General features: G+C 79.2%; 1 protein-coding gene and 1 pseudogene. One reads left to right on the top strand and one right to left on the bottom strand.

What is annotated here, in order from left to right:
• Positions 1-176 precede the first annotated feature (176 nt).
• Positions 177-566 (top strand): hypothetical protein, encoded by a 390-nt coding sequence (locus HLB09_RS17320; RefSeq protein ID WP_171204521.1) that lies wholly within the window; start codon positions 177-179, stop codon positions 564-566.
• Between the two features lie 3 nt (positions 567-569).
• Here HLB09_RS17320 and HLB09_RS17315 read toward each other — a convergent pair.
• Positions 570-1,167, bottom strand: a pseudogene (locus tag HLB09_RS17315) (hypothetical protein); the annotation flags it as partial.

The following is a 1,167-nucleotide window of genomic DNA, read 5'->3' as shown; positions in this document are numbered from 1 at the left end:
CGTCCGCGGCGGGACCGGCGGAGACGCCGACGCAGCAGCCCGGTGGCACGGCGTCGCCGGCAGCCTTGCCCACCCGGCCGACGGCGTCGGCGGTCGGCCCCTCCGCGGAGCCTCCGGCGGACCCGGCGGCGGGCGCGGCCGGAGCCCCGGTGGCGGACGCGGCGACGGACGACCCCGTGGCGGCCGTGACCGCGCTCGCGGCGCTGCGTGACCGCGGCTTCGCGACGAGGGACGCCGGCCCGCTCGAACGGGCGTCGGCGGCCGGTTCCCCCGCCCTGGCGGCGGACATGGACGAGCTGGAGGCCCTGGCGCGTCGCGGCGCACGGCTCGCGGGGCTGGAGACCGTGGTGCTCCGCGCGGAGCGGGCGCCCGTGCCGGACGCGGCCGGGACGAGCACGGACGACGTCCTCGTCGACGTCGTGACGCGCAGCTCGGCGCACCGGCTCGTCGCGGACGACGGCAGCGTGCTCGCGGTGGTGGCGGAGGGGCAGGACGTCCCCGCGCGGCTCCGGCTGGTCCGGCAGGAGGACGGCTGGGCGGTGCAGGAGGTGCTGTCGCCGTCCTGAGCCTCAGGCGGACGGTCCGGCGACGACGAGCTCGGCGACGACGGTCGCGTCCGTGGTAGAGACCAGCCGGTAGGTGCCGGGCGCGTCCGGCGCCTGCAGGGTGATGAGCCGCTGGAGCGGGACGTCGACCTCGAGGGCGCCGTCGGCGGTCGTGAGGACCTGGTCCTCCTCGGTGTGGTTCACCAGCGAGTACCAGTCACCCGGCTCCACCGCGCCCTGGACGCGGGTCGTCCCTCCGGAGCCCAGCATGACGGTCACCTCGAGGTCCCCGTGGTCGTGCGGGGTGCGTCCACCGGCGGTGCCCGGGAGCAGGGCCGCCGCCCCCTCGGTGGCGGGTCCGGCGGCCAGGACCGTGCTGCCGTGGTGGCCGGCGACGACGGCCGGTGCGCCGCTCGGGCCGACGTCGTCGGGGGCGGTGGCGCCCACCACCAGCCCGACCAGGAGCGCGACGGCGGTCGAGGCCGTGCCCACCTGGACGGCGCGCTGCCACCGGCGCACCACGGTTCGTCGTGCGGGGGTCATGCCTGCCTCCGTCGGCCGGACCTGCGGGGCCCGCGCGACGTGCGCGCGGGGGGAGCGGTCGGCCCCGGCGCCGGCCGTG

The organism is Pseudokineococcus marinus (genome assembly GCF_013004605.1).
Classification (GTDB): Bacteria; Actinomycetota; Actinomycetes; order Actinomycetales; family Quadrisphaeraceae; genus Pseudokineococcus; species Pseudokineococcus marinus.
Note: the sequence above shows the minus strand (reverse complement) of the source record. Positions and strands in the feature narration are given on the sequence as shown.